General features: G+C 68.2%; 21 protein-coding genes. 8 read left to right on the top strand and 13 right to left on the bottom strand.

Going from position 1 to position 26,070, the window contains the following annotated elements; genetic code table 11:
- On the top strand, window positions 1-1,302 hold the full coding sequence (locus tag ABD204_RS08425; RefSeq protein ID WP_194425068.1) for a DUF58 domain-containing protein: 1,302 nt from the start codon (window positions 1-3) through the stop codon (window positions 1,300-1,302).
- 75 nt (window positions 1,303-1,377) lie between these two features.
- Here the strand turns inward: ABD204_RS08425 and katG are convergent, their stop codons facing one another.
- On the bottom strand, window positions 1,378-3,690 hold the full coding sequence (katG, locus tag ABD204_RS08420; RefSeq protein ID WP_206697517.1) for a catalase/peroxidase HPI: 2,313 nt from the start codon (window positions 3,688-3,690) through the stop codon (window positions 1,378-1,380).
- Between the two features lie 40 nt (window positions 3,691-3,730).
- Window positions 3,731-4,168: a Fur family transcriptional regulator gene (locus tag ABD204_RS08415; RefSeq protein ID WP_194425067.1), complete on the bottom strand. Its 438-nt coding sequence runs from the start codon at window positions 4,166-4,168 to the stop codon at window positions 3,731-3,733.
- 119 nt (window positions 4,169-4,287) lie between these two features.
- Here ABD204_RS08415 and ABD204_RS08410 point away from each other — a divergent pair, with 119 nt between their 5' ends.
- Window positions 4,288-5,106, top strand: coding sequence for an aquaporin (locus ABD204_RS08410; RefSeq protein WP_194425066.1), 819 nt, complete (start codon window positions 4,288-4,290; stop codon window positions 5,104-5,106).
- Here the strand turns inward: ABD204_RS08410 and ABD204_RS08405 are convergent.
- Window positions 5,094-6,089 (bottom strand): stage II sporulation protein M, encoded by a 996-nt coding sequence (locus tag ABD204_RS08405; protein WP_194425065.1) that lies wholly within the window; start codon window positions 6,087-6,089, stop codon window positions 5,094-5,096. The two genes, ABD204_RS08410 and ABD204_RS08405, sit on opposite strands and share 13 nt — an antisense overlap.
- 16 nt (window positions 6,090-6,105) lie before the next feature.
- On the opposite strand from ABD204_RS08405, the gene ABD204_RS08400 reads away from it, so the two are divergent.
- Window positions 6,106-6,942, top strand: coding sequence for an RDD family protein (locus ABD204_RS08400; protein ID WP_194425064.1), 837 nt, complete (start codon window positions 6,106-6,108; stop codon window positions 6,940-6,942).
- Between the two features lie 157 nt (window positions 6,943-7,099).
- On the opposite strand, the gene ahcY is transcribed toward ABD204_RS08400, so the two are convergent.
- Entirely contained in the window at window positions 7,100-8,572 is a 1,473-nt protein-coding gene (gene ahcY / locus ABD204_RS08395) for an adenosylhomocysteinase (RefSeq protein WP_194425063.1), read from the bottom strand.
- A gap of 42 nt (window positions 8,573-8,614) precedes the next feature.
- Window positions 8,615-8,821 (bottom strand): DUF3499 family protein, encoded by a 207-nt coding sequence (locus ABD204_RS08390; RefSeq protein WP_071044747.1) that lies wholly within the window; start codon window positions 8,819-8,821, stop codon window positions 8,615-8,617.
- A 67-nt stretch (window positions 8,822-8,888) separates the two neighbouring features.
- Here ABD204_RS08390 and ABD204_RS08385 point away from each other — a divergent pair, with 67 nt between their 5' ends.
- The gene (locus ABD204_RS08385; RefSeq protein WP_194425062.1) at window positions 8,889-9,329 is read left to right on the top strand and encodes a metallopeptidase family protein; all 441 of its coding nucleotides are present in this window, start codon (window positions 8,889-8,891) and stop codon (window positions 9,327-9,329) included.
- Between the two features lie 147 nt (window positions 9,330-9,476).
- Here the strand turns inward: ABD204_RS08385 and ABD204_RS08380 are convergent, their stop codons facing one another.
- The 4 genes from ABD204_RS08380 to manA all read right to left on the bottom strand — a co-directional run bounded on the left by ABD204_RS08380 (window position 9,477) and on the right by manA (window position 15,460).
- Window positions 9,477-10,889: a DUF5719 family protein gene (locus ABD204_RS08380; RefSeq protein ID WP_194425061.1), complete on the bottom strand. Its 1,413-nt coding sequence runs from the start codon at window positions 10,887-10,889 to the stop codon at window positions 9,477-9,479.
- A complete protein-coding gene (locus ABD204_RS08375; RefSeq protein WP_194425060.1) occupies window positions 10,886-13,735 on the bottom strand; it encodes a glycosyltransferase in 2,850 nt (949 codons plus the stop codon). The genes ABD204_RS08380 and ABD204_RS08375 overlap by 4 nt, the downstream gene beginning before the upstream one ends.
- An 83-nt stretch (window positions 13,736-13,818) precedes the next feature.
- Window positions 13,819-14,139 carry a WhiB family transcriptional regulator gene (locus tag ABD204_RS08370; RefSeq protein WP_194425249.1) on the bottom strand — a complete coding sequence of 107 codons (321 nt, stop codon included), beginning with the start codon at window positions 14,137-14,139 and terminating at the stop codon, window positions 13,819-13,821.
- A gap of 148 nt (window positions 14,140-14,287) precedes the next feature.
- Window positions 14,288-15,460, bottom strand: a complete 1,173-nt coding sequence (manA, locus tag ABD204_RS08365; protein WP_194425059.1) for a mannose-6-phosphate isomerase, class I — start codon at window positions 15,458-15,460, stop codon at window positions 14,288-14,290.
- 65 nt (window positions 15,461-15,525) lie between these two features.
- On the opposite strand from manA, the gene ABD204_RS08360 reads away from it, so the two are divergent.
- From ABD204_RS08360 to ABD204_RS08350, 3 genes are read left to right on the top strand one after another with little or no spacing between them, the layout of a single operon-like run.
- On the top strand, window positions 15,526-16,926 hold the full coding sequence (locus ABD204_RS08360; protein ID WP_194425058.1) for an O-antigen ligase family protein: 1,401 nt from the start codon (window positions 15,526-15,528) through the stop codon (window positions 16,924-16,926).
- Window positions 16,923-18,281 carry an O-antigen ligase family protein gene (locus tag ABD204_RS08355; RefSeq protein WP_194425057.1) on the top strand — a complete coding sequence of 453 codons (1,359 nt, stop codon included), beginning with the start codon at window positions 16,923-16,925 and terminating at the stop codon, window positions 18,279-18,281. The genes ABD204_RS08360 and ABD204_RS08355 overlap by 4 nt, the downstream gene beginning before the upstream one ends.
- Window positions 18,282-18,294: 13 nt before the next feature.
- Window positions 18,295-19,293 (top strand): glycosyltransferase, encoded by a 999-nt coding sequence (locus ABD204_RS08350; protein ID WP_194425056.1) that lies wholly within the window; start codon window positions 18,295-18,297, stop codon window positions 19,291-19,293.
- A 1-nt stretch (window position 19,294) separates the two neighbouring features.
- On the opposite strand, the gene ABD204_RS08345 is transcribed toward ABD204_RS08350, so the two are convergent.
- From ABD204_RS08345 to glf, 3 genes are read right to left on the bottom strand one after another with little or no spacing between them, the layout of a single operon-like run.
- Window positions 19,295-20,041, bottom strand: a complete 747-nt coding sequence (locus ABD204_RS08345; RefSeq protein WP_194425055.1) for an ABC transporter ATP-binding protein — start codon at window positions 20,039-20,041, stop codon at window positions 19,295-19,297.
- On the bottom strand, window positions 20,041-20,832 hold the full coding sequence (locus ABD204_RS08340) for an ABC transporter permease (protein WP_194425054.1): 792 nt from the start codon (window positions 20,830-20,832) through the stop codon (window positions 20,041-20,043). Before ABD204_RS08340 ends, ABD204_RS08345 begins: the two co-directional genes overlap by 1 nt.
- Before the next feature lie 22 nt (window positions 20,833-20,854).
- Window positions 20,855-21,991 carry a UDP-galactopyranose mutase gene (gene glf, locus ABD204_RS08335; RefSeq protein WP_194425053.1) on the bottom strand — a complete coding sequence of 379 codons (1,137 nt, stop codon included), beginning with the start codon at window positions 21,989-21,991 and terminating at the stop codon, window positions 20,855-20,857.
- Between the two features lie 165 nt (window positions 21,992-22,156).
- Between glf and ABD204_RS08330 the strand changes: the two genes are divergently transcribed.
- Entirely contained in the window at window positions 22,157-24,031 is a 1,875-nt protein-coding gene (locus ABD204_RS08330; RefSeq protein ID WP_194425052.1) for a glycosyltransferase, read from the top strand.
- A 6-nt stretch (window positions 24,032-24,037) separates the two neighbouring features.
- Here the strand turns inward: ABD204_RS08330 and ABD204_RS08325 are convergent, their stop codons facing one another.
- Window positions 24,038-26,053, bottom strand: a complete 2,016-nt coding sequence (locus tag ABD204_RS08325) for a DUF6541 family protein (protein WP_194425051.1) — start codon at window positions 26,051-26,053, stop codon at window positions 24,038-24,040.
- Between the last annotated feature and the right edge of the window lie 17 nt (window positions 26,054-26,070).

Here is a 26,070-nt window from a genome sequence, read left to right as displayed (position 1 = left end):
ATGTTCGTCACGTGGCGCCTGTCCGTGCTGGTCGCCGCCGGCTTCCTGCCGGTGACGGCACTGTCGGTGCCGGGTGTGGATCCGTGGCTCACCCTCGCGGGGTGGGTACTGCTGTGTTCGGTGCTGATGGTGGTCGACGCCGTCGCCGCCCCCTCGCCCCGCGCGCTGCACGTGACGCGCGGCGCGCCGGTCAAGGCGCTGCTCGGCTCGCCGACGGACACGCGACTGTGGATCACCAACACTGGTTCACGGCTGCTGCGCGGCCGGCTCCGTGATGCCTGGCAGCCCACCGCCGGGGCCCCCTCCCCACGGCTCGCGCTGGAGATCCCCGCCTGCGAGCGACGGGAACTGATCATCCCTCTCCTCCCCCGACGCCGCGGACGCCTCGTCAGCGAGATGGTGGTGGTGCGCTCGGACGGCCCGCTTCGCCTGGCCGGTCGGCAACGCATCATCCCCTCCACCGGCGAGCTGCGGGTGCTGCCCCCGTTCACGTCCCGGCGCCACCTGCCCTCCCGTCTCGCACGTCTGCGCGAACTGGACGGAAACACGAGCATCCAGGTGCGCGGACAGGGCACCGAGTTCGATTCGTTGCGGGAGTACGTCCGCGGCGACGACGTGCGATCGATCGATTGGCGCGCCACCGCCCGCGCCGGCACGACGATGCTGCGCACGTGGCGGCCCGAGCGCGACCGTCACGTCGTGATCGTCATCGACACCGGTCGCACGGCCGCCGCGCGCGTGGGTGACGGCACCCGGCTGGACGCCGCGATGGAGGCCGCCCTGTTGCTGGCGGCGCTCGCGGCACGAGCCGGCGACCACGTGCACCTGGTCATGTTCGACCGTGTCGTCCGGGCACGGGTGACCGGGGTCGACGGGGCGGCGCTGCTGTCGACGATGGTGGATGCGATGGCGGGGGTCGAGGCGCAGCTCATCGACACCGACTGGGACGCCGCGCACGCCCAGGTACGCGCATTGACCACACGCCCGGCGCTGGTGGTGCTCCTGACCGCGCAGGATGACGTGGACGCCTCCCGGGGTTTCCTCGGCACCCTCCCGGGGATGACCGCGCGCGCGCAGGTCGTCGTCGGCACCGTGACCGACCACGCCGAGGACCGCCCCGCCCGGGAGGATGCGGTGGAGGTCTACCTCGCCGCCGCACGTGAGCGCGGCGCGTTCGAGGCGTCTCGCGTGGCCGAGGCGATCCGCCGGGCGGGAGGCGATGCCATCGCCGACGGACCCGATGCCCTCCCGCCGCGGATCGCAGACCGCTATCTCGCCCTCAAAGCAGCCGGTCGTCTCTGACCCCCGCCCCGGGTACGGGAAGGCGGAAGGGCCCGCCACCGATGATCGGCGGCGGGCCCTTCCGGGGTCGGGGACTCAGACGAGATCGAAGCGATCGAGCTCGGTGACCTTGCCCCAGGCGGCGACGAAGTCGCGCACGAACTTCTCGTTCGCGTCATCGCTGGCGTAGACCTCGGCGAGCGCTCGCAGCTCGGAGTTCGAACCGAACAGCAGATCCGCGCGGGTGCCGACGCCCACCGGCTCTCCGGATCCGTCCTTGGTTCCCATGAACGCGTGCGCACCCTTGTCGAGCGGCTTCCACGTGGTGCCCAGATCCAGCAGGTTCACGAAGAAATCGTTCGACAGGACACCCTTGCGACGGGTGAAAACGCCGTGGTCGGAGCCGTCCCAGTTGGCGCCGAGCGCCCGCATGCCACCGACGAGGACCGTCATCTCGGGTGCCGACAGGGTGAGCAGGTTCGCCTTGTCGATGAGGTGGTACTCCCCGGGCATGGTCGCCTTGGGTCCGTAATAGTTGCGGAACCCGTCGGCGGCCGGCTCGAGGTACTCGAACGACGCCGCATCGGTCTGCTCCGCGCTCGCGTCGGTGCGACCGGGGTGGAAGGGCACCTCGGCCTCGACCCCTCCGTCACGGGCGGCCTTCTCGACGGCCGCGTTCCCGGCGAGCACGATGAGATCGGCCAGGGAGACCTTCTTGCCGTCGGTGCGGCCCTGGTCGAAGGACGCCTTGATGCCCTCGAGCACGTCGAGCACCTTCTGCAGCTGGGCCGGGTTGTTGACCTCCCAGTCCTTCTGCGGCGCCAGTCGGATGCGGGCACCGTTGACGCCACCGCGCTTGTCGCTCCCGCGGAAGCTGGACGCAGCGGCCCACGTGGTGCCGACGAGCTCGGCGACGGTGAGTCCCGAGTCCAGGATCTGCGCCTTGAGGGCGCGGGCGTCGTCGGCGTCGATCAGGTCGTGGTCGACGGCGGGGACCGGGTCCTGCCAGATGAGGTCCTCGGCGGGCACCTCGGGGCCGAGGTAGCGCGTCTTGGGCCCCATGTCACGGTGGGTGAGCTTGAACCAGGCCCGGGCGAAGGCATGCGCGAACGCCTTCGGGTCGTCCTTGAAGCGGCGCGAGATCGCGTCGTACGCGGGGTCGGTGCGCAGCGCGAGGTCGCTCGTGAGCATGCGGGGCTCGCGTCGCCCGTCGGAGTGCGCGAGCGGGACCATGTCGGCTCCGCCCCCGTCGACCGGGCGCCACTGGTGGCCGCCGCCGGGGCTGGTCATCAGCTCCCACTCGTAGGCGTAGAGGATGTGGAAGAACTCGTTGTCCCAGCGGGTCGGGTGGTAGGTCCAGGTGACCTCGAGACCCGAGGTGATCGTGTCATCGCCCTTGCCGGTGCCGAAGTTGTTCTTCCAACCCAGGCCCTGCATCTCCAGGCCCGCGGCCTCCGGGTTGTCCTCGATGTTCGTGTCGGGCGCTGCACCATGGGTCTTCCCGAAGGTGTGCCCACCGGCGATCAGCGCGACGGTCTCCTCGTCGTCCATGGCCATACGACCGAAGGTCTCGCGGATGTCGCGTGCCGAGGCCATCGGGTCGGGGTTGCCGTTGGGACCTTCGGGGTTGACGTAGATGAGTCCCATCTGCACGGCGGCGAGGGGCTTTTCCAGGTCGCGGTCACCGCTGTAGCGCTCGTCTCCGAGCCACGTGGTCTCCGGGCCCCAGTAGACGTCGGCGTCCGGCTCCCACACGTCGGCGCGACCGCCGGCGAAGCCGAAAGTCTCGAATCCCATGTCCTCGAGAGCGACGTTTCCCGCGAGGATCATCAGGTCCGCCCACGACAGGCTCTTGCCGTACTTCTTCTTGACCGGCCACAGCAGTCGACGGGCCTTGTCGAGCGAGACATTGTCGGGCCAGCTGTTGAGCGGGGCGAATCGCTGCTGCCCGGCACCGCCGCCGCCGCGGCCGTCGGTGATGCGGTACGTGCCCGCACTGTGCCACGCCATGCGGATCATCAGCGGCCCGTAGTGCCCGAAGTCGGCGGGCCACCAGTCCTGCGAGGTCGTCATCACCTCGGCGATGTCGGCCTTCACCGCGGCCAGGTCGAGGCTCTCGAAGGCCGCCTTGTAGTCGAAGTCCTCGCCGAGCGGGTTCGCCACGGCCGGGTTCTTCGCCAGAACCTTGAGGTTCAGCTGGTTCGGCCACCAGACGCGGTTCGCGTCACCGGCGGTGGGGTGCGGCTGGTCGCCGTGGATGACGGGGCAACTCCCCGCGGGGGTGTCGTTGGGGCTCGGACGGGTCTCGCCGTCGGCACGCTCGCTCTCGGGGGTGTCGATGTCGGTGACCGACTGGTCGATCTCGGTGTCGGCGCCGATGCCGGCGGGGTTCTCGTCAGCGTTCGTCATGGGTTTCCTTCCTGAGGACGAGGGTGGACGGAGGTCAGGTTCATGGTTCGCCGGGTGCGGCGCAGCGGGCGCAGACGCCCCAGAAGGTGACTTCGGCCGCGCGCACCGCGAATCCGCGGGTGTCGGAGGGGTGCAGGCACGGCGCGGCCCCGGTGACGCAGTCGACGTCTTCGACCCGGCCGCACGCGGTGCACACCAGGTGATGGTGGTTGTCACCGACCCGGAGCTCGTAGAGCCCCGCGAGCCCGGCCGGCTCGATCCGTCGGGCGATACCCGCGTCGACGAAGTCGCCGAGTGCGTTGTACACGGACTGTTTGCTCGTCCCGGGGAGGGTCTCGCGCACGCGGTCGAACAGCGGCTCGGCCGCCACGTGTGCGGCTCCGCGCAGGGCGGAGAAGACGGCCCGCCGCGTGTCGGTGACACGCAGACCGGCAGCACGCAGCGACGCGTCGACGTCGATCTCGTCTGCGCTGGTCATGGCACCAGTCTATCGCTGTTTTGATCAAGTCAAAACAACGTCGCCGATTCGTCGCCCTCCGGTTACCGGCCGTCCACCTCATCCGGCAGTACCCTGGCCGCACCGAGAAAGGAGGCGCGATGAACAACGACCCGCGTCCGGAAAAGAAGGTCGCCCCCACTCCGCTCGACCACACCCCGCCACCGGGCGGACCGACCCTCGGCGCCAAACTCGCCGCGGAGGGGTTCGGAACCTTCCTTCTCGTCTTCGGCCTCATCGGAACAGCACTGTTCGCGAGCCACTTCGCCGACGCCGAACGCGCCTTCGCACCCGGCATCGTCTACGTCGCCGCATCCTTCGCGGTGGGCCTGGCCGTGATCATGGGCGCCTACGCGTTCGGTCCGATCTCCGGCGGACACTTCAATCCCGCCGTCACACTCGGCTTGGCCGCCGCCGGCCGGTTCCCGTGGCGGGGCACCCTCGCCTACATCGGCGCACAGATCGTCGGTGGCCTGGTGGCCACCACCCTCCTGGTCCTGATCGGGCTGTTCGGGCCTCCCGGGTGGCTGCCGGCGGCCCAGGACGGCGGGTTCGCAAGCAACGGTTGGGGAGCGCTGTCCCCCGGCGGGTTCGGGATGCCGGCGGCGATCATCATCGAGGTCATCCTCACCGGGCTGTTCCTGCTGGTGATCCTCGGGGTCACGCACCCCTCGCGGGGCACCCGGTTCGCCGGTCTCGCCATCGGCCTGTCCCTCACCCTCATCCACCTGGTGAGCATCCCCGTCGACAACACATCGGTCAATCCGGCCCGCTCGTTGGCGACGGCCGTGTACGGCGGGGGCGAGGCGTTGGCCCAACTGTGGGTGTTCCTGGTGTTCCCCCTGGTCGGCGCCCTGCTCGCCGGATTCGCCTACCGGGCGCTCTTCGACGGCGAAGCCACGCAGGCTCAGCCCGCGTAGAGGGTGGGTGTGCCGGCCTCGTATTCCGTGAGGTCGCCGGTCTCACCGGCCCGGCGCGCCCGTCCGCCGACGAAAACCATGTAGAACACGAACGCCCCGAGCGCGACCGCGCCGATCCCGATCTTGACCGCCCACGGCCACGGCTGCGCCGTGACGAACCCCTCGAGGATGCCGGCGACGCCGAGGACGAGGACGAGTCCGAGCGCGACGGTCGCGAGCGAGCGTCCGGCCTCGGCGAGCGCCTGTCCCCGGGACCGCCGGCCCGGCGCCACCCAGGCCCAGAAGATGTGGAGGCCCGCCGCACCGGCGACGAAGATGCAGGTCAGCTCGAGCAGACCGTGCGGGAGGATGTAGAGCACGAAGACGTCTCCCCGCCCGAAGGCGAACATGATCGCCGCGGCCGTCCCCACCCCCACGGCGTTCTGCACGAGCACCATGATCGGCCAGAAACCGGTGACGCCGAAAAGCACACACTGCGCCGCGATCCAGGCGTTGTTGGTCCACACGGTGCCGGCGAACACCGCCGCCGGGTTCTCGGAGTAGTACTCCGTGAAGTCGTTCTCGGCGTACTGTTCGAGGGCTGCCTGCGGACCGAGCGAGGCCACGAGCGCGGGATCGCCCGCCACCCACGCCGCGACGACAGCACCGATCGAGACGAACGCGACCGCGATCACCAGCGTGGTCCAGCGGAGTCGATGCAACGCCGCCGGCAGCTGTAGCACGAAGAATCGTGGGATCTGCCGCAGCACGTTCTCCGGCGCACCGGTCAGGCGCAGACGTGCGCGGGACAGCATCGTCGACACGTGATCGCCCTGGGGTGTGCGGCCCGCCGAGGTCTTGATCTCGGCGAGATCGGCACTGGCGGAGCGGTAGCGGGTCACCAGCTCATCCACCTCGGGGCCGCTCGGGCGGCGCGTGCGCCCGAGCGTTTCCAACCGCTCCCACTCCGCGCGCCGAGCGGCTGTCAGCGCGTCGAGGTCCACCTGGTTAACTGTACCCATGAGCACCCCCGCGCCGACCGTCGCGCAGCGGGAGGTCGTGCAGATCCACCAGGATGAAGTGCTCACCGGCGAAGCAGTCGCCCTCGATGTCCAGCCGGTCGGTTTCTTCCTCCGGGCCCTCGGTGCGCTGATCGATTTCGTGCTGGGGATCGCGATCCTGTTGCTGCTCGCGGCGATCTTGGGGTGGCTGGGCAATCTGGGCCTGCTGGAGGTGAGCGTCGTCCCGATCCTGACGATCGCCGTGGTCGTGCTGGTCATGGTGGTCGTGCCCACGACGGTGGAGACCGCCACCCACGGTCGCTCGCTCGGCAAGCTCGCCGTGGGCGCGCGGATCGTGCGCACCGACGGCGGTGCCTCCGGATTCCGTCAGGCGTTCATCCGCTCGCTGACCGGAGTCCTGGAGATCTGGCTGACCCTCGGAGGATTGGCCGCCGTCGTCGGGGCGTTCACGCCCCGGTCGCAGCGACTGGGTGATCTCCTCGCCGGTACTTTCTCCGAACGCACCCGCACCCCGCCGTTGCCCGAGCCCGCCCCCGGAGTGCCCCCGACGCTGGCGGCCTGGGGCGAGACCGCCGACGTCGCCCATCTGCCGGCGGGGCTGTCGCGCCGGATGGCCCAGTTCGTCCGACAGGCCGACCACATGATGCCGAGCGCGCGTCAGCGTGTCGCACTGTCCCTCACCGAAGACGCCGCACCCTACGTCTCCCCCGTGCCGCAGGCCGACCCGGAGACCTTCGTGCGGGCGGTGGTCGCCGTGCGCCGCGACCGAGAAGCGCGCGCTCTCGACCTCCAGGAACAGCGGGTCGCGGGCCTCACCCGGGGCCTCGACGCCTGACGCCCTCCGCCCGGCGGGCAACACGCCCCCACACCGCAGCCCGGGCAGGTCGGGCGAGTCCGCGGGAGGTGATGAGTCCGCGGGAGGTGATGAGTCCGCGGGAGGTCATGAGGCCGCGCAGAGCGCGTCGCGCGGGAGCGGTCAGTACCGGGAGCGGTCAGTACCGGTAGTGGTCGAGTTTGTACGGCCCCTCGACCGGCACACCCAAGTAAGCCGCCTGCGCCTCGGTCAGCTCGGTCAACTCCACTCCGAGCGCGGACAGGTGCAGCCGCGCGACCTTCTCGTCGAGCACCTTCGGCAGCACGTACACACCGAGCGGGTACTGCTCCGGCCGCAGGTACAGCTCGATCTGGGCCAGCACCTGATTGGCGAAGGATGCGCTCATCACGAACGAAGGGTGTCCCGTCGCGTTTCCGAGGTTCAGCAGACGCCCCTCGCTGAGCACGAGCACGCTACGGCCGGTCGGCAGGCGCCACTCGTGCACCTGCGGCTTGATCTCGATCTTCTCCACGCCGTCGAGCGCCTCGAGCCCGGCCATGTCGATCTCGTTGTCGAAGTGGCCGACGTTGCCGACGATCGCGAGGTGTTTGAGGCCGAGGAGATGATCGGCCGTGACGACGTCGCGGTTGCCGGTCCCGGTGATGACGATGTCGACCTCGCCGACGACGCTGTCCAGGCGCGCGACCTGGTAACCGTCCATCGCCGCCTGCAGGGCACAGATCGGGTCGACCTCGCCGATGATGACGCGCGCACCCTGCCCACGAAGGGCCTCCGCGGCGCCCTTGCCCACGTCGCCGTAGCCGGCGACGAAGGCGACCTTGCCGCCCATCAGCACGTCGGTGGCCCGGTTGATGCCGTCGGGGAGGGAATGACGGATGCCGTACACGTTGTCGAACTTCGACTTGGTCACCGAGTCGTTGACGTTGATCGCGGGGAACAGCAGACGATCCGACGCCGCGAGCTCGTAAAGGCGGTGCACACCGGTCGTGGTCTCCTCGGTGACGCCGAGGATGCCGGAAGCCATGCGGGTGAAGCGCTGCGGGTCACGGGCGAGACTGCGACGCAACGTGTCGAGCACGATCCGGTACTCCTCAGAGTCACCCGGAACCGCATCCGGCACCGCGCCGGCCTTCTCGAACTCGACGCCCTTGTGCACCAACAGGGTTGCGTCGCCCCCGTCGTCGAGGATGAGGTTGGGCCCGTCGAAGCCCTCCGCGGACCAGTCGAAGATGCGGTCGGCGAGGTTCCAGTACTCCTCGAGGGTCTCGCCCTTCCACGCGAACACCGGGACGCCCCGCGGCTCGTCGACGGTCCCGTCCGGCCCGACCACGACCGCCGCCGCCGCCTCGTCCTGGGTCGAGAAGATGTTGCAGCTGGCCCAACGCACCTGCGCACCGAGGGCGACCAGAGTCTCGATCAGAACGGCGGTCTGCACGGTCATGTGCAGCGATCCGGCGATCCGCGCGCCCGTCAACGGCTTCGATCGACCGAACTCCTCCCGAAGCGCCATGAGACCGGGCATCTCGTTCTCGGCCAGTCGCAGCTGATGGCGCCCCGCATCGGCCAGCGACAGATCGCGGACGGCGTGATCGAGGGCGGTGCGGGTGGGCGCGGCGGTGTCGGAGGACATGGGGATATCTTCCCACGCGTATCCGACGCGCAGCCGCCCGGGTCAGACCTGCAGGGTCTCGTGCCGGATGACGACCCAGCCGCGCGGAACCGACAGACGATCGGTGTGCGCGGCGCACAGGTCGTGCGCGTGCGGATCGTTCGCGCGTCCGAGGGGTCCGAGCGCGGCCATCTGATCGCCGTAGTCGTACGTCAGGGTCGACACCGCCTCGCGGGCGCATCCCACTTTGGAGCAGAGTCTCTCGCGCATCGTTGCCACCCTAGCGAGGCGGCACGACGCAGGTCCGGATGCCGCGCCGCGCACCTAGGATGGGGCCATGGCCTGGAGACGTGCGAAGCCCGCCGCGACCCCCTCGCGCAGGCCCGCCCGGCACGGTCGGCACGGCCGCACGGGGCGCAGTCCGATCGTGCGGCCGCCGTTGCCGCCGATCGATACGCGTATCGAACGCTTCGACCTGGCCGTGGGGGCGGCGGCGGAGTTCCTGCGCTCGGCGTGGGACGAGCTGCGCGACGTGAGTTTCGAAATCGGCGACATGCCCGGGGAGAGCGGGGAGCTCGGCATCCCCCGCTGGACCGTCGACACCACGCGCCGACGCATCATCGTGTGGCGGCTTCCCATCGAAAGACTCAGCCACCTGCACCGCGATGACGACCTCCATCGGCGCATGATGATCGAAAGCTGCGTGTTCCGCGCCGCCGCCGAGTATCTGGGCATGGACCCGTGGGACCTCGGCCCGGAGCGCTTCCGATACTTCTGAGCCATCGCCCGGCCGCTCCCGTTCCGCAACGCCGGCTTCCTCCGCCGGCTCCACAGTCACGACCTGTCGTCTCCACACGTCCCCACGCGTCGTCCCGCTTCCACCCACACCGCTCCGCTGTCAGCGTCGGGGAGGTCGCGCGGCGGGTCAGGGGTAGACGACGATCGCGTCGGAGGCGGCCTCCGACGGCCACACCGGGTATCCGGCGAGCGCGCCGTCTCCGGAGAGGGACAGGCCGGCGTGCACACCGCCTCCGCCGTCGTCGATGCGGTAGACGGTTCGCGCGGTCAGGCGCACCGTCGTGGATGTGTGGGCGGCCACGACGACCTGCTGGGACTGCTCGCCGTCGACGGTGGCGAGGTCGATCGTCATGTCCGCGTCGGTCACGTTCGCGAGGGTCAGTTGAGGTTCCGGACCGGCGGGCGTGGCGAAGGTGGTCGGTGCGCCGAGGGACGGCGCAGGCATGTACCAGGCGAAGTCGGCCGCCTCGCCCGATCCGGTGCTCTGCCACACGGAGGCGACGATCTCGGTCTCCGCGGTGACTTCGACGGTGTACTGCCCGACATCGAGACCGCCGAGCTCGGCTTCTGCGGGAACTCCTCCGGTCAGCTCGATCGATCGCTCGAGCACCACGGGCTGCACCGCGTCGGCCGCGGTGACGCGGATGTTCGCGGTGGTGTCGCCGGACGGCGCGAGCATCCGCAGCACCGTGCCCGCCTCGCCACCGTCGGCGGGCGCCTCGGCGACGCTGATGCCGGTGATCACCTGGGTGGTGTCGGGGCTTGCGACGGCGGTGGTCTGTTCGACGCCTCCGGCGATGAGTCCGCGGGTGATGCTCGATTGCACCGACGCCTGCACGGGCGCCCCGACGGCGGTGACGCGGACGACGGGGCTCGCCTCGCCGAGGATGAGGCCTGCCAGCGGCACGATGCGCTGCGTCCCCGCGGCCACGACCACGTCGGCGCCGCCGGGGGGCTGCGTCTCACCCTGCGCACCGTAGACGGTCAGCTGCACGGTCGCTGCCACTTCTCCCGGATTGGTCAGCAGCACGAGGTCGGCCGCGCCCGTTGCGGTGGACCCTGCGACCAGCCAGGATTCCATGAGCGCCGCGCGACAGGGCGATGCGGCGTACCCGCGGAGGTCTTCGTCGGACACGGTCGCGGCGCCGGCACCGGCCACATCGACGCGGACCTCGCCGTCCGGGGCGGCGACGACGGCGGATGCGCTCTGCTCGTCGCCGAGGGCGTCCGCGGGCAGGTCGGAGACCTCCGGGTCGGTGTCGGGAACGCTCGTTCCGAGTGTGAGGGTCGCATCGGCTGCCGAGACGATCTCGCCCGCGTCTTCGACGTCCCGGCCGGTCGCAAGCAGGTCGCCGGTACACGCGGCGATGCTCTGGTCGGCGGCGGGGTATTCCTCAATGGACGGCGCCGATCGGTCGATCTCGGGCCACGGCACGGACACCGCTGTGACCACGGCGATCACGAACGCGGCACCCACCAGGGTTCCGCCGAGCATCCGGGCGCTCGTGGTCGCCCAGCGGAAGGTGCGCTTGTCACTCATGTGCCCTCCTGCCAATACGGTCCCACGATGCGCGACGTCCGGCGAGCGCCGCGGCGCGACGCGGCGGTGGGGAGGGCCAACAGCAGCGCGATGACCACGACGAGCAGTTGGGCGGCGCCGACACCGGCGGCCACCTGCGCGACCCACAGGGGCGCGTCGGCGCGAGGGGTGATGTCATCGGCCACGCGCCACAGGACTCCCTTGCTCGTGTCGCCGACGGGGTCGAGTCCGTCTCGCTGGTCGAGCGCGGTCGTGGCCGACAGCTGGAGTTCGCGTGCCCCGGAGGCCTCGGGATCGGCGGGGGTGGCGAGCAGGACGAACCCGACTCCGTGCGCGGCGAGCCGGTCGACGGCGTCGTCGGCGGTGGAGGTGACCAGATCGACGGCGACGTCGGCGAGCTCTCGGTCGGCCGCGCTGGGGACGGTGCGGGTGGACATCAGCGTCGTCTGACCGCCGAGCGTCTCACTAGCGCCCCAGACGACCTCCGCCGACAGCCCACCGTCGGATTGCGGGGTCAGCACGAGGGTGCCCACGTTCGGGTCATCGCGACCCTCCGCCGCGACATAGGCGGGCAGGGTGCTCTCGGGTCCGTTGGTGAGATTGCTCGCCTCGCGGGCCATCGCGGTCAGCGACGGTACGGCGAGGACGATCACGGCGAGTGTGGCCACGAGCGCGAGGGACCCGCGTGCGGCGGCGAGGCGTGGGGCCAATCCTGCGTCCAGGGAGACCGCGGCCGCGCCGACCGCGCCGATCCAGGCGAGGCTGAGCCCGCTGCCCGGCCACACCGCGATGCTGAGCGCCTGGTCGAAGGCCACCACGATGCCCACGGCGAGGAAGGCGGTACCGAAGCCCAGCGCGGAGACGACGAGCAGCGTCACGCCGGCCGCCCAACGCTGGGTGAGCGGGGCGAACAGGGCGAGCACCGCGACGGGCGCCGACAGGAGCGGGACCCACCAGATCGTGGCGCCGGGAAGGAACCCTTCCCAGCCGGCCATGTCGGGTGTCGGGATGCCGGCGGCCAAGAGGCCTCGGCCGGTCGGGTCGGCACCCACCTGGGGGCCCGCCCAGGGAACACCCGGATCGGCGAACAGCGCGAACACGTCCCCGGCGCGCACCTGATCGATGATCAGCGGCGCGAACATCACCACGGTGGGCACGACGAGCCAGATGAGGCGGGCGACGCCGTTTCCGCCCCGCATGACCACCGACAAGATGATCGCGGCCGTCCAGAGCACCGCGAAGGCCGGCGCCAGAGACGGCGCGCACGCGACGACGGCCGCCAGCAGTAGCGACGCCACCCCCGACGCGACCCAGGTCCGGTGGGCGATGGATCCGGCGTAGAACAACCACGGCAACAGCAAATGGACCAGAACGGCCGTCGGGCGTCCGTCCACGAGGGCGACGAGGAACATCGGCGCGAGCGCCCACATCGTCCCCACCATCACCCGCAGCGCGCCACGGTCGGTGACGCGGACCGCGGCGAACCATCCGCCCAACGCCGCAAGCGGGAGGGCGAGGATCCACAGCACCACGAGCGCGCGCGACGGCTCGAACGGGGAGAGAGATCCGAGCACGGCGACCAGCGCCGAGAACGGATCGGCGGCGCCGATGGTCTCCCATCCGATCGGACGCAGTCCGTATGCCGCGTCCGCCCACAGCTGCGCGACCGTCGTGCGGAGCGGTTCCAGGGCGCCCCCGCCGAGGACGGGCCAAGCCAGCAATGCGGGGAACGCCGCCACCGAGACGGCGAGCGCGCCGATGACCAGCCACGCTCCCCCGCCGCTGAAGAAGCGCAGGTCTTCGCGTACCGGGGCGGAATCGACGACGTCGCGGTCCTCGTCGAGGCGCTGGCGCAGGTGATGTCCGGTGACGCGCAACGGTGCGATCTGCGCCCACGAGGCGCGACGGTTCCGTCGGATGCGGGAGCGAGACCGTGCGATTGAGGGGATGCGCACGGCGACGACGACAGCCGCCGCCCACTGCGGCAGGACCAGCCCGGGCTGCTTGCGAACGAGGAAGACCGCGGAGAGCCAGAGGGCCAACGGGATGAGGGAGAGCCAGTGCGGAAGCACCGCCGCCGCGGGGGCGTACGCCAGGCGCCGGTGCAGTTGAGCGGTGCGGACGGCGCGCGCGCCTCGGCGCCGGGCGCGCCCGTTGCGTGGCGCGGGCAGGCCGGCGACGCCGTCACCGGCGACGGCGACCAGCGCGGTGGGCACCAGCGAGATGCGCGCGCCGGCCAGACGCGCGCGGACGGCGAGGTCGAGCCCCTCATCGGCGCCGGCGAGTGCCGGGTCCAGCCCGGCGAGGTCGCGCCAGGCGTCGGCGCGCACGAGGATGCCGCGCACGTCGGAACCGAGGACGTCGTGGGTGACGTCGTGCTGACCCTGGTCGAGTTCGTCGTCGGCGAGCCCGATGGAACGCCCCGTGCCGGTCATGGAGACACCCAGGGAGACGATCTCGGAGCGGTTGTCCCACCGGACGAGTTTGGGGGCGACGAAGGCGACGGAAGGCGCGAGCTCGAGGGCACCCGCCAAACGGGTCAGCGCCTCGGGTTCGGGTGCGGTGTCCTGGGCGAGCAGCCAGACGGCGTCACCGTCGAGCCGGTGGGTCGCCAGCGCAGTGGCGGCGGCGAAGGAGGTGCCGGCGGAAGCGGTGATCACCGACTCGGCACCGGAGCCGGCGGCGAGTTCGTGCACGGCCGGGTCGTCGCCGCAGACGACGATGGTCAGGACGTCGACCGGGCGACGCTGCTCCTGGAGCGCGGCGAGCGTACGTCGCAGGTGGAACGCCGCGGCGGGGCGACCTTCGGGACGCACCACGAGGAGGGCATGGACACGGGAGGGCATGGCCTGGCAAGCCTATTCGTGCGACGCGGTGCGGGATGCGCGCACGCGCCGGGACGGCCGCAACGTGTCGCGGCGGGAGGGGGTCAGCTGGCCCGGCGCTTGAGCTTGCGCCGCTCGCGCTCGGACAGTCCGCCCCAGATACCGAAGCGCTCGTCGTTCTGCAAGGCGTACTCGAGGCATTCGTCTCGGACGTCGCAGGAGGTGCAGATGCGCTTGGCGTCGCGCGTCGAGCCGCCCTTCTCCGGGAAGAAGGCCTCCGGGTCGGTCTGAGCGCACAGCGCATCGGTCTGCCACGCGAGTGCGTTGTCCTCGTCACCTTCGGACGGGCGTCGCACGCCCGGAACACCGAGCTGCACGGGATCGACGAACCAGTTATCGGGAACGCCGGAACGGTAACCCGTCATCTTGCTCTCCCACCTTGTGTTTCCCCCCACGCCGGTCCGCGTGTTGGGAATAATTACACAGGTGTAGTTCGCCGGGGTCAAGTCGCAGATCGTAAAGCCTCACCCCCGGGTTGAACCTTTGCGACGCGCCGTCGGCGTGTCGCAAAAGTCACGGAGCGACGACGCCGCCCCCGGTGGACGCGATGAAGGCGGTACCGGATCCGCGCAACGCGATCCCGTCCGCCTCGGGGGTCACCAACAGCGACCGTCCGGGAGTGAGCTCGACGGCCTCGGTACCGCTTTGCACCGTCACCGACCCCGTCGTGCCGAGCAGGATGGCCGTCTCGGGCACCGCGACCGACACATCGCGGTCGGCGGTGACATCCGCGCGCCGCAGGGAGAAGTCGGGAGCGGGTGTCGGATATCGCCACAGCCCCGCGCCCTCCTCCTCCGCGGAGACCAGGGGCGCGGGCCCGGGAGCCGGGGTGAGGACGGTCATGAGCTCGTCGACGTCGATGTGTTTGGGAGTCAGTCCGCCGCGCAGCACGTTGTCGCTCGCCGCCATCAGCTCCACCCCGAGGCCGGAGACGTAGGCGTGGAGGACACCGGCCGGGACGTACAGCCCTTCCCCGGGCGCGAGCACGACGAGGTTCATGAGCATCGCCACGATCACCCCGGGATCGGACGGATACGCCTCGGCGACGTGCGCGACGAGGTCGAGTTCGGCGTCGAACTCGGTGCCGCGCGCCGCGGTCACGGCGGCGTGGATGAGGGCGTCGACCTCCTCCTGGGCGTCCCCGGAGAGCAGCCAGGCGATCGTGTCGGCCAGAGAGATTTCGGCATCCGCGTCTTCCAGTCGTGCCGACAGGGGTGCGCCGGCGGGGCCGAGCAACGCGAGGAGTCGGTGGGTGTCGGCGAGCGGACGGAGACCGGCCAAGGCGTGGAACTCGTCGCTGACGGCGACGATCAGCTCGGGCTTGTGGTTGTCGTCGCGATAAGTGCGGTGCCCGGCGTCGCGCGGAATGCCTTCCCGCTCCTCTCGGGCGAACCCCGCTTCAGCCTGCGTTTTCGACGGGTGCGCCTGGATGGACAGTGGCGAGCCGGCCGCCAGCAACTTCAGCAGGAAGCTCAGCTTCGCGGGCGCCCCGACGCTCGCCCCGTCTTCGGCGAGCCACGCATCCAGCGTGCGCCCGTCGCCGGTCACGGCGGGGTTGCCGGGGTGATCGCCCAGCCACACCTCGGCTTCCGGGCGCCCGGTGGGCTCGCGTCCCTCGAGTCGGGCGATCAGGTCGGTCGAGCCCCAGGCGTAGTCGCGGGGCGTGTTCGTCAACGAAACCAGCACACCCCCAGCCTATGGGGACGACCCACCCGGTTTCACGCGACGAACCCGGGTAACCTGATCACCTGATGGCCGTCCACACGAAACACCCGGTGTCGGCGCCACCCGCCGCCCCCGCCCGCGAGAAGACGGGCCACCTGCTGTTGCGCGCGTGGTGCGTCTTCGTACTGACCCTCGCGATCGCGGGCGTGTCGTGGGTGAACGCGTTCGGCGCCGCGATCGCCGGAGCCATCACCGTCATCGCCGCCGCGGTGTCCGTCACGCTGTGGATCGTCATCCGCCCGCCCGTGCAGTGGCGTCGCTTCCCGTGGTACGCCCTGGTCTACGTCTTCTTCGCCGCCGTGTCGGTGCTGTGGTCGACGTGGCCTGCGGCGACCGCCCTCACATGGGCGATGCTCGCGGTGACGACCCTGCAGGCCCTCTTCGTCGGCGGCGTGCTCACGTGGCACGAGCTGGTTCGATCCGTGTCGTCGGCGTTGCGGTGGGTGTTGTCCCTGTCGCTGCTGTTCGAGGTGTTCGTCTCGGTGATCGTGCAGCATCCGGTCATGCCGCAGTTCGCGCCGGTACCGGAGGGCGCCGACCCGATCGTCTACTGGTCGCGCGACAACCTGTTCGACGGCGGCCGCATCCAGGGGGTGTTCGGCAACGCCAACCTCCTGGCGATGGTGGCCGTGCTGGCGATCATCGTGTTCGCCGTCCGCTACGCCTCGCAGTCCCCCAAACGGCACTGGCAGCTGTTCTGGGTCGTGCTCGCGGGATACCTCCTGATCCGCGCCGGGTCGGCGACGGCCTATCTCGCCCTCGCGGGAGCGGTGTTGGTGCTCGCGACGGTGTTGCTCATGCGCACGGCCAAGCGGCCCGGGGAGCGCACGAAGTACTACGTCGCGTACGCCGTGATCGGTCTCGGCGGCGGACTCGCCCTCTGGTTCGGCCGCGACACGATCTTCTCGGCGCTCGGACGCGACACGGACCTGACCGGTCGCGAGATGATCTGGGATGCGGTCCTGGCTCGCGCGGCCGAGCGTCCCTGGGCGGGATGGGGCTACTCGACGCCGTGGCTGCCGTGGGAGGCGCAGATCGACGGGTGGATCATCGATCACGATCAGACCGTCATGCAGGCGCACAGCATGTGGGTCGACGTGTTCTTCCAGCTGGGGGTCATCGGTGTCGTCCTGATCGGGATGGCGTATTTCGCCTTCGTGTGGCGCTCCTGGTTCTTCGCCGTCGACCGTCCGCGATGGGACCTCCGCGATGACCGCCCGTATTCGGCGCTCTCGCTGCTTCCCACACTCACCGGCGCGATCCTGCTCGTGCAGGGCTTTTCGGAGTCGAACCCCCTCATGCTGTGGGGCTGGATGTTCGTGGTCATGTTCGCGTTCAAGATCAAGCAGTCGCCTCATATCGGGGAGGGCCCGATCGAGCAGCGCCTCGCGATCGAGCGTGGCGACCTCATGAAGCAGGAACCATGACCCCCGCCGCGCGTGGCGCGTGGCTGACCGGCCTGCTGGCTTCGGCGGCGTTCGCGCGCGCGTACACGCTCGCGGCACTGGGCGCGGTGTTCTCATCGTTCCTGATCGAACACACCGCAGGACTGGTCACCTACGTCACGATCATCGCCGGCCTGTGCATCCTGGGGCTCGGGATGCTGGTCGCGCGACGTCGCGAAATCTCCCTGGTGCGCCTGGTGCCGGTCTCGGTCGTGCTGTTCGTGGCGTGGGCGCTGGCGAGCGTGTTCTGGAGTTCGGATTCCTCCGAGACCTGGTGGAACTGGGTCGCCCTGGTCGGGGTCGCCTTCCTCGCGATCGTGATCGGGCACGTGCGAGACACGTTGCAGACCGTCCGCGCCCTCGGCGACGTGCTACGGGTGCTGCTGGCCGTCTCGCTCGGGGTCGAGATCCTCTCCGGGATCTTGCTCGACGTGCCGTTCCGGTTCCTCGGGGTGCAGGGCAACCTCGCCTCGGAGGGGTCCATCCAGGGCATCTTCGGCACCCGCAACCTGCTGGGCTTCGTCGCGGTGATGGCGTTGATCACCTTCCTGATCGAGTACCGGACCCAGTCGGTGCGCGTCGGAGTGTCGATCACCTCGGTGATCCTCGCGGGTGCGCTGGGGTTCTTCAGCGACTCCCCCACCGTCCTCGTCCTCGCCGCCGGTGTCGGCGCCGCGGCCGGCGCCCTGGCGTGGGTGCGCCATACGCGCGCCGAGCGGCGGGGTGCCGTGCAGTTGTTCCTCGGCGCCATCGTCATCGTGGGGCTGGTGATCGGGTATGCCGCCCGCCATCCGATCATCGCGTTCCTCGGTGCCGGAACCGACTTCTCGACGCGGGTGACGCTGTGGAACACGATGGTCGACTACGTGAGGTTCGCCCCGATCGAAGGTCAGGGCTGGTACGGCCCGTGGGACGGCACCGAATGGCCCTTCAACGCCCTCAACTATGTGCTCGACGCCGACCATGCCAGCGGCCTGAACGCCTACTTCGACGTACTGCTCCAACTGGGCTGGGTGGGCTTGCTCATCTTCGTCGCCCTCGGCAGCACGGCACTGGTGCGCTCATGGCTCGATGCGAGCGAGCGACGCTCGGTCGTCTACGCCTGGACCCCCCTCATGCTGGTCACCCTCCTCATCGACTCGATGTTCGAGTCGTTCACGCTGTCGGGCCTGGGCTGGCTGATGCTCGTGCTGTGCGCGGTGCGCGCCGGCCAATCGCGCTCATGGCGGGCGCGCCTTCGCAGCGGTGAGGAATCCCCCGGGCTCGACCCGGAGGGTCTGCCGGACCTGGGCGCCGGGCCCGGGGGCTCCGAGGGAACCCTGGGGTCGGCGGGGTAGGATCTACCCCGCCATGACCGTCGCAGAGCCCCGCCCCAGCCAGTCGTCCTCGACCGCTTTCGATCCCGCATCGGCGGCGATCGCGGTGGTAACCTTCAATCGTTCCGCTCTCCTCTCGAGGTTGCTTGAGAGCATCTGCGTGATGGAGCCGAAGCCCGGCCGAGTCATCATCATCGACAACGCGTCTGAGGACGACACCGAGTCCGTCGTGGAGTCGTTTGGCGAGCGCCTCGGCACCGAGCTTGTCTACCGTCGCCTAGCCGAGAATACCGGCGGTTCCGGGGGTTTCAGCGAGGGCGTTCGCACAGCCTACGAGCTCGGATCTGAGTGGATCTGGCTGATGGACGACGACGTCGAGGTGATCAGCGACGGGTTGGCCAAGATGGGTCGATGGACTGGTCGGTTCAAGAGCATCCAGGGTCGCCGGTATGACTACGACGGCAGCGAGTTCTACTGGCAGTATCGCGTCGCCGAGCGCATGGGTATCCCCATCCCCTTCGCCCCCGCCGGATTCGATGACTCCGGATTCAAGCCCATGAATTCGGGGTGTTTTGAGGGCATGTTCATCCACCGCGACATCGTCCAGCGAATCGGTCTTCCCGACCCCCGCTTTTTTATCTATTGGGACGATCAGCTCTACGGTTGGCTCGCGTCCCGCGAAACGACCTCGGTGATCGTCAACGAGTTCGTTCTTCGGCGTACCCGCGCGATTAGGCAATGGGACATGGGCATTCGCCACATGAATGCGTCAAGCGATACTTATCGGTTTTATATCATGCGCAACCGAGCACTCATCAAGCAGTATTACCGTAGCGAAGGTGTCTACGTGCCTGTGTTGTTCGGAATCGGCACGGCGCTCACGTTCGCCAAGGAGCTCATCCGTCTTCTCTTCGTAGAGCGCACAACCCGTGGCACGAGCCACCTTTGGCGAGGCCTTGCCGAAGGCAGAAAGATCTCACGAGACCGCTCGTTCGCGAGGATGGCTCCCCTCGAACCGCGCCAAGCGGAGTGACTCAGTCGGTCGCCACACCGCTGTCGGCGTGGTAACGCTTGATCACGTCCTCGAGTGGCGCATCCATCGCCAACTTGTGGTCGTCCAGATAGAGACCGCGATGACAGAACCGTCGCAGATCCTTCTCGTTATGACTGACGAAGAAGAGTGTGCGTCCGTTTCCCAATAGATCGTCGATCCTGCGGTAACATTTGTCGCGAAACGCCTTGTCTCCTACCGCGAGGACCTCATCGACCAAGAGGATAGGCTCTTCGAGTTCTGCGACAACCGAGAACGCGAGCCGAACCTTCATTCCGCTGGACAGGTGCTTGTACGGCGTCTCGACAAAGCCCGCGAGCTCTGCGAATTCAACGATGCCATCGAAACGTCGGTCGACTTCCGAGCGAGCCATGCCATGCAAGCCCGCCATGAGCCGAATGTTGTCGCGCACCGATAGGTCGCCCACGAACCCGCCCGTGATTTCAATCAATGGCGCAACGCCCCCGTTGAGAAAGACGCGGCCCTCATCTGGTAAGAGCACACCAGCGACGAGTTTGAGGAGCGTTGATTTACCCTGTCCGTTCCGCCCGACAACCCCGATCGACTCCCCCGGCTGCACGGTGAACGACACATCGCGAAGCGCCCAGAACTCGTCGGGCCTGGAGCGACGTCGGGCACCGGCGAAGAGGTCTTTGATACTTCTCCGGCCACGCCGGTTACGACGGAAGCGCACCCCCAGGTCACGGACCTCGATTGCTGGCTCGATCATCACAGCTCCTTCAACACCGGTCGCTCCAAGGAACGGAAGACCGTCAGCCCCACGAGGAGGGAGGCGACGCACATGCCAGCGCTGATGGCCACCGCGCCACCATCCCATTGGTCGGGGAAGAAACCCACGCGGAACAACGTGAAGATGCCGGAGAGCGGGTTGAACGCCGCGATCTGGGGAAAGACACCGGGAAGGTCGTTGATCCCGTAGATGATCGGCGAGCCGTAGAACAAGGCCCGAAGGATCAACTTGGTGGTCCGCTCCAAGTCACTCCACAACATGCACAGCGGCGCGACGAGCAACCCGAGCCCGACGAGAAATATGATCATCAGCAGAACACCGACGGGGAAAAGCAGGATGCCCCACGAGACCGTGGCCCCACCGAAAACGGCGAAGAGAACGAGGACCGGGAGCGAAAAGAGGAACTCGATCCCCTTGCTCAAGACGATGCGGTTGACCCAGATCGATCGGGGAATGGCGGTCGACCTCACCAGCCGCGCGTCCTTTTGGAAGGCCCGCGTGAAGTCCGAGACGGCAGAGTTGAACCATACCCACGGCAGCAAGGCCGTGATAAGGAAGACGATGTAAGGCCTCTCTCCGACCGAGCGATCGAAGACCTGAGTGAAGACGAACCAATAGATTCCGCTCATCACGAGCGGGTCGAGAACGGACCAAAGGTAGCCGAGCGCGCTGGTGGAGTATCGGACGCGCAGATCGCGGGCGGACAACAACCACAGCGAGTGCAAGTACCGCCGGGTGCCTCCCCGGGCCCCGACGACGTAAGTGGGCACGGACGAGCTAATCGATGCCAAATTAGGCGAGCTGGTTGTTCCACATGGACAGCGCGGAGCCGATCGCCATGTGCATGTCGAGGTACTGGTAGGTGCCCAGTCGTCCGCCGAAGTGGACGCCGGATTCGCCCTTCGCGAGGTCACGGTACGCCAGGAGCCCCGCACGGTCGTGCGGGGTATTCACGGGGTAGTACGGCTCGTCCTTCCCCTCGGCGAACCGCGAGTACTCGCGCATGATCACGGTCTTGTCGGTCGGATACCGGTCAGCCCGCTCAGGGTGGAAGTGCTTGAACTCATGGATACGGGTGTAGGGCACGGTCGCATCCGCGTAGTTCATCACCGACGTGCCCTGGAAGTCGCCGACCTCGAGAACCTCTTCCTCGAAGTCGAGGGTGCGCCACGACAGGGCTCCCTCGGCGTAGTCGAAGTAGCGATCGACCGGACCGGTGTAGACGATCGGAAGCTGTCCGACCGTCGCCGCCTTGTTCAACGGCTGAGAGGGGTCGAAGAAGTCGGTGTCGAGCTTCACGTCAATGTTCGGATGATCCGCCATGCGCTCCAGCCACGCGGTGTATCCGTCGGTGGGGAGGCCCTCCCACGTGTCGTTGAAGTAGCGGTTGTCGTAGGTGTAGCGGACCGGGAGACGGCTGATGACCTCCGCTGGCAGATCCTTCGGGTCGGTCTGCCACTGCTTGGCGGTGTAATCGCGGATGAACGCTTCATACAGGGGACGACCGATCAGCGCGATCGCCTTCTCCTCGAGGTTCGCCGCCGACTTCGTGTCGAACTCCCCCGCCAGCTCGTTCACCACGGCCTTGGCCTCGTCAGGGCCGTACGCGGCCTGGAAGAACTGGTTGATGGTGCCGAGGTTGATCGGCAGCGGATACACGACACCCTTGTGGTTGGTGTAGACACGGTGCACGTAGTCGGTGAAGGTCGTGAAGCGATTGACGTACTCCCACACGGTCGGATTCGACGTGTGGAACAGGTGCGCACCGTACCGGTGCACCTCGATTCCCGTTTCCGGCTCGGCCTCGCTGTATGCGTTGCCACCGATGTGAGAACGCCTATCGATGACCGCGACCTTCCGCCCCGCCGCGGCGGCGCGCTCTGCGATCGTGAGGCCGAAGAAGCCCGATCCGACGACCAGAAGATCCATGCGTGAGTACCTTTTCCGAGAGAGATACCGACCGTAGTCGGTCAGCGGGCGCAGATGCCGCGACGATACTACTTCATACGTACCCAGCCGCCAGCGCACCGAGCGACGTCGGCGGTAGGATCACGGGGACCTACGCCGTCGCCTTCCACCGTCTGAGAGATCAAAGTGCACTCCGTCCTGCAGAAGATCGTTTTCCCCCGGGCCGAGCACAGCGATCGGCTTCCGCTGTATATCGAGCCGGAACCCGAGGCGACCGCCAGCGCCGCCCTCCCACGATTTGAGGTGCTTAGCCGCCGATCACTTCGCCTCACCCCGGGAACCAGATCCTCGTTTGCGACGTACTTCAACGCCTTCCCGGCTTCTTACTGGCGGCATTGGACCTCCGTTCGCCAGGTGTCGTTGATCGTGGCGATGAGCGGCTCGGCTGTCCTGATCGTCCGACGGTCGAACGCGCGGGGCACGATCCGTGAGGAGCACGCGGCCCGCATCGACTCCGAGACGCCAGTGACTTCCCAGGTTGACCTTGACATCAACGAGAATGACGAAGGCGGGTGGGTCTGGTTCGAGGTAGACGCGGGCGATCAAGGCGCCGTCTTGCATCGCGCACACTGGGCGACAAACTCCGCTCCGGTGCGCGACGGCCGAACCTCGATCGGCATTACGACGCATAACAAGCCGGACTACTGCGTGCAGACCCTTTCAAGTCTCAACGAGATGGAGGACCTCGACAGTCTCGTTGATCGAGTCTTCGTCCTAGATCAGGGAGATCGGGCCGTTCGTGACGAGGCCGGCTTCAGCGATGCGGCAGCGCTTCTCTCGGGTCGCTTGGAGGTTATCGAACAGGACAACCTCGGAGGATCTGGCGGCTTCTCGCGCGCGATGAGCGAGACGTTGCAACGCGCCGACAGTGACGGCGTCCTCCTTCTCGATGATGACGTCTCAATCGAGCCCGAGGCCCTTCGGCGAGCCATGGTCTTTGCGCAGCACACGACTATTCCGACCATCGTCGGCGGGCACATGTTTGATCTTCGGCACCCCACACGGCTCCACGCGCTCGCGGAGGTGGTGGATCGTGGACCGTTCGGCTGGCGTCCGGTCAACGAAGTCGCGATGCCGCTTGACCTCGAGCGGCATCGGCTCCCGACCACCGCTCTGCTGCACCAGAGGTATGACACCGACTTCAACGGGTGGTGGATGTGCCTCATCCCCCGCGCCGTCCTCGAGCGGTTAGGTCTCGCCTTGCCTGCCTTCATCAAATGGGACGATGCAGAATACGGCCTGAGAGCAGGCGCCGCGGGTGTCCCGACCGTTTCACTGCCAGGAGCGGCGCTGTGGCACGTCACTTGGACCGATAAGGATGACCTGACCGACTGGCAGGCGTATTTCCACGCAAGAAATCGGATCGTCGCAGCCCTGCTCCACTCGCCCGAGCGGCGAGGTGGCGAGCTTCTGACCCACAGCCGCCGTATGGACCTGAAGCACCTGATGGCGATGCAGTACTACGCCACGACGCTGCGGCACCTCGCACTTCGGGACATTTTGTCAGGACCCGACCACATGTTCCCTTCGCTTCGAAGTGCGTTGCCAAGAGCTCGAGATCTTGCTCAAAGCCACCCCGAGGCCGTTGTCGCTGGCCCCATCAACCCGGATGACGTGCAGCAGGTAGAAGACCCGCGATCGCTCACAGCGCCAACAGGATGGAAGCTGCGAACGTTGACCCTGTCGTCGCTCCTCCGCCACTGGGTACGACCGCGAAAGGCCGAGCAGTCGAAGAGTGTTTTCCTCCCGCGAACGGCCAACGCGTGGTGGGTGCTAACGGCATACGACAGCGCTGTCGTCGCTACCGGAGACGGAGGCGGCACGACCCGATACGTGAGGGATCGCCGGGCGCACCGGCATCTGCTTGTCGAAAGCGTACGCCTCCACCGGCAGATGCGTCGTGAGTGGCCGGCCCTCTCCCGGGCCTATCGCGCATCACTCACGTCGTTGACATCGCCGACATCATGGGCCGCAGCCTTCAACGAGAGTGCCGACAGCTGAGAGCGCTCAGTCGCACTGAGGGATGCGGTAGAGCGCAGTCTCTCCGGATGTCGCAACGAGATCGAAAAGTCCGGCTTCCACGGCGCGATGCGGTGCAGGAAAGTGGTTACCCGCCGGATCGCCGTCCCCGAGGTCGTGAGCTGAGTACAGCACGTATTGCACGTTGAGGTTCTGAAGGGCACGACACACGGCCGGGTCGTCCTCAATCGCGTCTAGTCGCCAGGCGAGGGCGAGGCGATCGTCGTCCCACTGGCCATTCAAGTGAGGGAACACCGGTTCGCGAGAGCCGTACACCCAGCTCCATGCCGACCCGTCCCAGGGGTCACCCAGGACAAGCTGACCTTCGGGCACAATGGCGTCAATCTCCTCAAAGAACTCCGCCTGGGCGCGCGACAGATAGCGGTCTCCGCCTGCCTCCGTCGGCATTGCATAAACCGAGCCAATGGCGGCGCTCATACCGCCAACCGCGAGCGAGATGGCGGAGGCAACGGCCACTACCCATGCGACCGTGATTGCGGTAACCGCTCTGGCACGTCCGGTGCGGTTTCGCGCGAGCCACCCGACGATGGCGGAGATCCCGACAGCAGCCAGCGGCACCATCATGATCGGCAACAAGGAAAGCAGGCGATAGCGGTCTTTGTACCACAGACCCGTAGCGAGCTTGGTCAGAACGTCGTCGGACCCGGCGGCGAGCGCGAACAGCACAGATACGATGGCCGCGGATACGACGAGCCACCGGGCACCCCGCCTGCGAAGCGTGACCACAGCCCCCATAAGGACGACGATCGCCAGCGCCGGACTCGCGGTCGTCACCACAGTTCCTACACCGGTCGGCGTCGTCTGCGAGAGCACTTGCCATAGCCCCTCGCCTACGGACTGGTTGGCGGCGGCCTGTGGGCCGCCGAGTCGCTCCTCGAGCGGGCGATCGAACAGCCCAAGACCGAACACCGCGTACGTGAACCCGAGAAGGACGACCAGAATCCCGGTCGCGCCGGACCAGGCTAGAGCACCCCACGCCAAACGCTTGGCTCGCCCTCCACGAGCCACAGCGGCCCGGAAAGCGCGCGCGGCAACGGCGACGGCGAACGGGAAGAGGATAAGCCCCCAGGACACGAGCACCCGCGGCTGGGCGAAGGCGATAGCGAGGCACGTGACGGTGACGAGAACAACCCCGACGAAGTGACGCGCGGGGTTCCCACGACACGCTGCGCGCGTGCGCCACCACGCGACCGGGGCGGCAATTGCGGCGGGGAGTAGCGCGGTCGCGAGGAACGTTGGGTAGAGCGTGCCCCAGGACAGGAGCGAATATGGCATGGCGCCGAAGGCGGCAGCCAGCGGCGCAGCAATGAGTGTTCGGATCGCAGGGGTGCCCACCGGCGTTACGATTCGCGTCAGCCACATCGTTCCCGGGACCCAGAGCGTTGCGCAGACGCCCAACCACGTGGCGTTGACGGCAACGGGGGCGCTGACGCCAGCTGTGAGCGCGGTTAGCGCCACGATCGAGTGCCATCCAGCCGGATAGTAGCTCCACGACCGATCAGTCTCGATCAGTGTGCGCAAAGAGAATGACGAGGCGTTTCCGTCAGCCAGAATCGATGCAATGGCGGACATATGGAAGACGTTGTCGTAGGTCTGGCTCACCGACTCCGGCCCTGGAACCGCGATGAACGCCACCGTCCCGATCAACACGGTCGCCGCGATGATCGACAGCGCATAGACCGTCCATCCCGGAACTTCCGAGCGCGATGCCCGGATGGGGGAGACCCGATGCGCAAGAAGGTAGACAAGAAGGCCTATCAGGACTGCTGTCACGGCCGGTTGCCAGAGCGCGAAATTCACCCCGAGCATCATGGACCAGGCCCCTGCCGCCGAAATAGCGACGACACCGAACGGCCCCGCCAGAGCGACGCGCGCGGTCACGCCGACGGGCAGCCCCCACGTTCCGATGAAGCCGGGAACGAGAATCACCGCTACCGCGACCAATACCGCAGGCAGGGCGGACCACCAAGCCGCATCAACCATCGACAGGATTCTAGGCG

This window comes from Microbacterium aquimaris, from assembly GCF_039531285.1.
GTDB lineage: Bacteria > Actinomycetota > Actinomycetes > Actinomycetales > Microbacteriaceae > Microbacterium > Microbacterium aquimaris.
The sequence above is the reverse complement of the archived record's forward strand: the minus strand, read 5'-3'. Positions and strand labels throughout refer to the sequence as shown.